Here is a 6,390-nt window from a genome sequence, read left to right as displayed (position 1 = left end):
CCGGGTCTGGCTGCTGTTCTGGTCGGGGGTGGCGGGGGGGGGGGCCGGCTCGGCGCTCCGGGAGTGGGGGGGGGGGGGGGGGGGGGGGGGGTGGGGGGGGGGGGGGTGGGGGGGGGTGGGGGGGGGGGGGGGGGGGGGGGGGGGGGGCCCCCCCCCACGCCGCCCTTTTGCATTGGCTTTTTTCACGCCTTGAACTCTGAGTCTTGACGTGCCCATGGGATGCCTTTAGCTTCCTGACACACTGCGGGGTTCACTCCCACGCCCAACGTTCATATGAGTGAACCCAGTTGGAGAGCAACCCCCCACCGGAAGGCCCCCCATGCGTACCGGATCACGCGCCCTGCGCAGACCAAAAGCGCTCCTGCTCGCCCCTGCCACGGCCCTGGCCACAGTGCTGGCCGCGGTGCTCATAGCCCCGGCCTCGGCGGTGAAGGACACCGCCCAACAGGCCGCCGCACCCGCGAACTTCACCCACCCCGGCGTGCTCGTCAGCCGCCCCCAGCTCGACTTTGTGAAGGCCAAGGTCAACGCGGGTGCCCAGCCCTGGAAGTCCGCCTACGACCAGATGCTCGCGAGCAAGTACGGCTCACTGTCGCGCACCGCCAAGCCGCGCGCCGTCGTCGAGTGCGGTTCGTACTCCAACCCCAACTACGGCTGCACGGACGAGCGTGAGGACGCAATCGCCGCGTACACCCTGGCACTTGCCTGGTACATCGGCGGAGACAGCCGCTACGCCAAGAAGTCGATCGAGATCATGGACGCCTGGTCCGCGGTGATCAAGGACCACACCAACAGCAACGCCCCGCTGCAGACCGGCTGGGCGGGCTCCTCCTGGCCGCGGGCCGCCGAGATAGTCAGGTACACATACAGCTCCTGGCCCAACTCCGGCCGCTTCGGCACGATGCTGCGCAACGTGTACCTCCCCAAGGTGATCAACGGCTCGCACTCCAACGGCAATTGGGAGCTGAGCATGATGGAGGCGGCGATCGGCATCGCGGTCTTCCTGGAGGACCGCGGGGCGTACGACAAGGCCGTGGCCAAGGTCCGCGGCCGGGTCCCCGCGTACATCTATCTCACCTCGGACGGCTCTCTGCCGAAGACCGCGCCCGGCTCGGGCCTCGACACCCGCGAGGAGATCATCAAGTACTGGCAGGGCCAGTCGACCTTCATGAACGGGCTCAGCCAGGAGACCTGCCGCGACCTCACCCACACCGGATACGGACTCTCCGCCATCTCACACATCGCCGAGACCAGCCGAATCCAGGGCCAGGACCTCTACCCGGAGATCGCCGACCGGCTGCGCCACGCGCTGGGCCTGCACGCCAAGTACCAGCTGGGCGAGCCCGTGCCCGGGAACCTCTGCAACGGCAGCCTCAAGGACAAGCTCGGCCCGGTCACCGAGGTCGGATTCAACGCGCTGCACAACCGCATGGGCTTCGGCATGAGCAACACCCAGCGCCTCACGGAGCAGCAGCGGCCGGCGGGCTCCAACAACCTGTTCGTGGCATGGGAGACGCTGACGCACGCGAACAACCCCGCTTGACGCGGAACTGCCCGGGGGGCTCGGCCCCCGGGCAGCTCCTTGCGACAAGGCTCAGAAGGTGAGCTTGACGCTGTTGATGTAGCCGGTGTCGTACGCCGCCTTGTCCTGGACGCGCAGCTTCCAGGCGCCGTTGGCGACCTCGGAGGAGGCATTGACCGTGTAGGTCGCCTGGACGTTGTCCGCCGAGTCGGAGGAGCTGAACGGCTTCAGGTTGTACACCGTTCCGTCCGGGGCGAGCAGGTCGACGACCAGGTCGCCGCGCCAGGTGTGGATGATGTCCACGCCGACCTTGAGGGCGGCCGGGGCGTTGCCCGTGCGGCCCGTGACGCTGACCGACGAGGTGACCGCGGCGCCGTTGTCCGGGATGGAGACGTCAGCGGTGTTCTCGAAGACGGTGCCCGGGTCGGGGTCGCCGCCGCCGGGGCGGGCACCGACGTTGATGCCGGCCCACGCGTCGGTCACGGCCTTGACCTCGGCGCTGGTTGCTCCGTACAGCTCCGTCGCGACCGCGATGGTGCCGGTGCGGGCAGCCGCGTAGTTCGTCGTCGAGTTGAACTTCGTGGTGAGCGCCTTGAACCAGATCAGCGAGGCCTTGTCCCGGCCGATGCCGGTCACGGGCAGACCGTCGGAGGTCGGCGAGTCGTAGTTGACGCCGTTGATGGTCTTGGCGCCGCTGCCCTCGGAGAGCAGGTAGTACCAGTGGTTCGCCGGGCCCGAGGAGTAGTGGACGTCGATATTGCCGATGCCCGAGTACCAGGCGTCCTTGGACGCGCCGTCCTTGCTCGGCTTGTCCATGTAGCGCAGCGGGGTGCCGTCGCCGTTGATGTCGATCTTCTCGCCGACCAGGTAGTCACCCTTGTCCTGGGCGTTGTTGGCGTAGAACTCGACCGCGGCGGCGAAGATGTCGGAGGTCGCCTCGTTGAGACCGCCGGACTCGCCGCTGTAGACGAGCTTCGCGGTGGCGGAGGTGACGCCGTGGGTCATCTCGTGCGCCGCCACGTCGATCGAGGTGAGCGGCTTGGCGTTGCCCGAGCCATCGCCGTACGTCATGCAGAAGCAGCTGTCCTGCCAGAACGCGTTGACGTAGTTGTTGCCGTAGTGCACGCGGGAGTACGCGCCGACGCCGTCGCCGCGGATGCCGGAGCGGCCGTGCACGTTCTTGTAGTAGTCCCAGGTGATCCCGGCGCCGTACGCGGCATCGGCACCCGCGGTCTCCAGGTCGGAGGCCTGGCCGTTGCCCCAGACGTCGTCCGGACCCGAGAACAGGGTGCCGGTGCCCGAGGTGCCGCGGTTGAGGTTGTACGTCTTGGTGTTGCCACGGCCGCCGTCGGTCAGGTTGTACGTCGATCCCGACTGCGTGGAGCCGAGCGTCACCTGGCCGCTGTACTGCGTGTTGCCGGTGCCGTTCTCGACGGCCTGCCACTCGAAGAGCTTCTTGCCCGTCGTCGCGTCGGTGACGACGTGCAGCTCGTTCGGGGTGCCGTCGTGCTGGATGCCGCCGACGACCGTCTCGTACGCGAGAGTCGGCGCGCCCTGCGCCAGCCAGACCACCTTGCGCGGTGCGCGGTCGGCCTTGGTCTTCGCCGAGCCCTCCGCCCTGGCCGCGCCCAGCGCCTGCTTCTCGGCGGTGGCCGGGGCGATGTCGGCGCTGGTGTCGACGTTCTTGAGGGCCGACCTGGACGCCTTGGTGACCGACTCGGTCGCGCCCGCCTTGGTCTCGGCGACCACCAAGTCGCCGCCCAGCACCGGGAGTCCGGCGTAGGTGCGCTCGTAGCGGGTGTGCGTGGTGCCGTCGCGGTCCTGGGTGACGTCCCGGACGACGAGCTTCTCCTGGGCGGTCAGACCCAGTTCCTTGGCGGTGGCCGCCGTGGTGGCGCTCTGCTTGCGGATCAGCTCGGCGCGCTGGGCGGGGGTCAGGTTCAGCGGCAGGGCGCCGGGGTCGGCCTTCCCCGCTTTCGCCGCCGCCTGCGCGGCGGCCCGCGCCGGGTCGGCTGAGGAGGTGCCTGTCTGGAATCCGACCGCGAGGAGGGCAGCGGTGGCTATAAGAGCTCCGGTCGCGGTGGTGCGCCGGCGATGCGTGGGTCTCACGCGAACTCCTTCTGCGAGGGGGGTACCGGGCGACTGGGTGAGGTCGGCCGGGCAGAGCATGCGGAGCGTGTCGGGCGTGTGGAGCGTGGATCGGAGGAAGAGTGACAGCCCTGAACGGCTTATGTCAGGGGCGCGTCAAGAAGTTGGCCGGAAATCGTTCGCTGCCCGATTGGTCATGTTCGTTAAGCGGACGTTTCGTCGATCATTGCCGCGATGCCGACGAGGGTTCACCGGAGCCCGAAATAGAACGGGTTTCAAGGTGCGCTCGAACTCGGCTGTGTGAAAAGGGTGTTGAACAGGGGACGGATCCCGGTCGCGGCGATCACATCGAACTGTGGCTAGTTCCGTGCCATCCGTCGAGGGCGTACCGGCGTCCTCGCGCGTGCGTGTCGGGATGCGTCAGGCCGCGGGCCTCGGGTCCAGCCACAGGGCCTCGGCCACGGCGCACAACTCGCCGTCGGCCGTTGCCAGTGCCACGCCCAGTGTGTGCTTGCGGCCCGACTCGGCAAGGACCCACGCGTACGAGATGTGCGGTGCCGCGGCGGCGACCGGGCGCAGGAGCGTGGCCGTGAGGGACGCTGTCACCGCGCCCGGGCGCTGGGTGCCGAGCAGCCGGCCCGCCCAGTTGCCCGGGCAGTCCAGTGCGCCCCAGGCCAGCTCGGGCGGGAGCAGGCCGTCCGGGTCCGCGAGCGCCGGATCCGGGGTCCAGCCGCAGGCCACCACGTCCCGTCCTGGTACCGGGGTGCAGTGCTGGCGCAGTCCGCGGTCGGGCGTACGGTCCAGGCCGCAGCCGAAGCAGTCGACGAGACCGGCGGGCGGCGCGGCCCGGAACGCCTCGGCAGCGGCGACCGACTCGTCCCAGCTCGGCGCTGCCGGAGCGTCGAGGTCCAGTTCGGCAGGGGCAGCCATCGCGAGCGGCCGCCCGGTGTCGCCCAACTCGCAGCCACCGTCCGCCGTTCCGGCGATCCGCACGGGCACCCCGACCGGCACGGGGCCGCGGAAGTCCACTCGTACGGTCTTCGCCCCGGACCGCTCAGCCAGCACGCCCGCGACAAAGCCGCCGAAAGCCACCTCGGGGTAGCCGGCATACAGCTCCGGCACCAGGATCACGTCGGGCGTCGAGTCGGTCATGAAGTCCACGGTAAGCGGCCGCGGCCGGCGCTCGTGGCGTCAGGAGCCCATCATCTCGCGTACCAGCGGTGCCACCTTGGTGCCGAACAGCTCGATGTTGGTCATGAGTGCGCTGTGAGGCATTCCGTTCATCCCGTACTTCAGATCGAAGCGGGTCGCGTTGAGGTCCTTGAGCGTCGCCGTGATCTTGCGGGCCACGGTTTCGGGCGATCCGACGTGCAGCGCGCCGCCGGGGCCGACATCGCGCATGAGGCTCTCGCGGGTGGGGGTGCGGAAGCCGCGCTGCTTGGACACGCTTCGTATCACGGCTTCGAAGGCGGGCAGGAACTGCTCCACCGCCTGTTCGTCGGTGGCGGCGACATGGCCGGGCGCATGGACGCCGACGGGCCGCCGGGGTTGTCCGAACTTCTCCAGCGCCTGCTGGAACAGCTGTGAGAACGGTGCGAAGCGGGCTGTCTCGCCTCCGATGATCGCGAGCATCAGCGAGAACCCGTACCGGGCGGTCCGGATGACCGACTCGGGGCTGCCGCCGACGCCGATCCAGGTCGGGATGGATCCCGACTCGCTGTGCGGGTAGACGGAGAGACCGTCGAGGGACGCGCGGGTGTTGCCGGACCAGGTGAAACGGGCTTCTCCCGGAGAAGCTCGGCGAAGAGGCTGACCTTCTCCTCGAACAGTTCCTCGTAGTCGCTCAGGTCATAGCCGAAGATCGGGAAGGACTCGGTGCTCGATCCCCTGCCGAGGATCACCTCGGCGCGCCCCCCGGAGACGGCGTCGAGAGTGGCGTAGCGCTGGAAGACGCGGACGGGATCGTCGGAGCTGATCACCGTCACTGCCGAACCGAGGCGTATGCGCGATGTGCGCGACGCGATGGCCGCGAGCACGACGTCGGCAGCCGAGAGCGGCATCGAATCGGTGTGGTGCTCGCCGATGCCGAAGTGGTCCAGGCCGACCCGGTCGGCAAGGACGCCTTCCTCGACCAGATGGCGGATGGTCTGGCCGTGCGACAGCGGCTTGCCTTCGGCGTCGTTCGTCACATCACCGAACGTGTCCAGCCCCAGCGTGATGTCTGCCCCACCGGTTTGACCGATCGACGGGTTGTTCATGACGTACTCCTCGGGCGCGCATCACCAGGTGTGTCAGTCGCGATGCGCCTCAGTGCGCGGATGAGCTGGGTCAGGTCGGTGCCTTCGACGTGGTCGAGGACGTGGCGCCGGACGCTGGCGAGGTGGGCGGGCCATGCCTGTTGCAGCCGGGCGAGGCCCGCATCGGTGAGGACGGCGTTCCATCCGCGGGCGTCCTCGTCGCACCTGACCCGTTCGATCAGTCCCTGGTTCTCCAGGCGGGTGACGATGCGGGTCATCCCGCTCAGTGAGAGGTTGCAGACGGCGGCGAGCTCGCTCATGCGCATCAGCCGGTGCGGGGCCTCGGACAGATACATGAGTGTCGTGTACTCGGAGAGCGGCAGGTGCTGCTCGCGCATCATGTCGGCGTCGACCACGCGGGGCAGGACGATCATCACCCGGCCGAGCTCGCGCACCAGCGCTTCCTCGTCCGCGTTCATGGGTTGCAGTGGCTGCTCGGCGGTGGACATGCGTCCATCTTAGTTGCTTGACGCAGCAAGCTCC

General features: G+C 69.0%; 4 protein-coding genes and 1 pseudogene. 1 reads left to right on the top strand and 4 read right to left on the bottom strand.

The window, feature by feature from the left end; genetic code table 11:
- The first annotated feature begins 319 nt into the window (after positions 1-319).
- The gene (locus ACZ3H8_RS31570) at positions 320-1,543 is read left to right on the top strand and encodes an alginate lyase family protein (protein ID WP_467407633.1); all 1,224 of its coding nucleotides are present in this window, start codon (positions 320-322) and stop codon (positions 1,541-1,543) included.
- A gap of 51 nt (positions 1,544-1,594) precedes the next feature.
- Here the strand turns inward: ACZ3H8_RS31570 and ACZ3H8_RS31565 are convergent, their stop codons facing one another.
- The 4 genes and pseudogenes from ACZ3H8_RS31565 to ACZ3H8_RS31550 all read right to left on the bottom strand — a co-directional run bounded on the left by ACZ3H8_RS31565 (position 1,595) and on the right by ACZ3H8_RS31550 (position 6,356).
- Entirely contained in the window at positions 1,595-3,631 is a 2,037-nt protein-coding gene (locus ACZ3H8_RS31565; RefSeq protein WP_467407632.1) for a M4 family metallopeptidase, read from the bottom strand.
- 399 nt (positions 3,632-4,030) lie between these two features.
- Positions 4,031-4,762, bottom strand: a complete 732-nt coding sequence (locus tag ACZ3H8_RS31560; protein ID WP_467407630.1) for a hypothetical protein — start codon at positions 4,760-4,762, stop codon at positions 4,031-4,033.
- A 39-nt stretch (positions 4,763-4,801) separates the two neighbouring features.
- Positions 4,802-5,868: pseudogene (locus ACZ3H8_RS31555) on the bottom strand (LLM class flavin-dependent oxidoreductase).
- On the bottom strand, positions 5,865-6,356 hold the full coding sequence (locus ACZ3H8_RS31550; RefSeq protein WP_467407629.1) for a MarR family winged helix-turn-helix transcriptional regulator: 492 nt from the start codon (positions 6,354-6,356) through the stop codon (positions 5,865-5,867). Before ACZ3H8_RS31550 ends, ACZ3H8_RS31555 begins: the two are co-directional and overlap by 4 nt.
- Positions 6,357-6,390: the final 34 nt, after the last annotated feature.

The sequence above is a fragment of the Streptomyces sp. NPDC002868 genome, assembly GCF_055563295.1.
Note: the sequence above shows the minus strand (reverse complement) of the source record. Positions and strands in the feature narration are given on the sequence as shown.

Bases quoted from the DNA above. Each gene is read 5' to 3' on its own strand.
- ACZ3H8_RS31570 (WP_467407633.1), top strand. From the start codon at position 320: ATGCGTACCGGATCACGCGCCCTGCGCAGACCAAAAGCGCTCCTGCTC.
- ACZ3H8_RS31560 (WP_467407630.1), bottom strand. From the start codon at position 4,762: ATGACCGACTCGACGCCCGACGTGATCCTGGTGCCGGAGCTGTATGCC.
- ACZ3H8_RS31550 (WP_467407629.1), bottom strand. From the start codon at position 6,356: ATGTCCACCGCCGAGCAGCCACTGCAACCCATGAACGCGGACGAGGAA.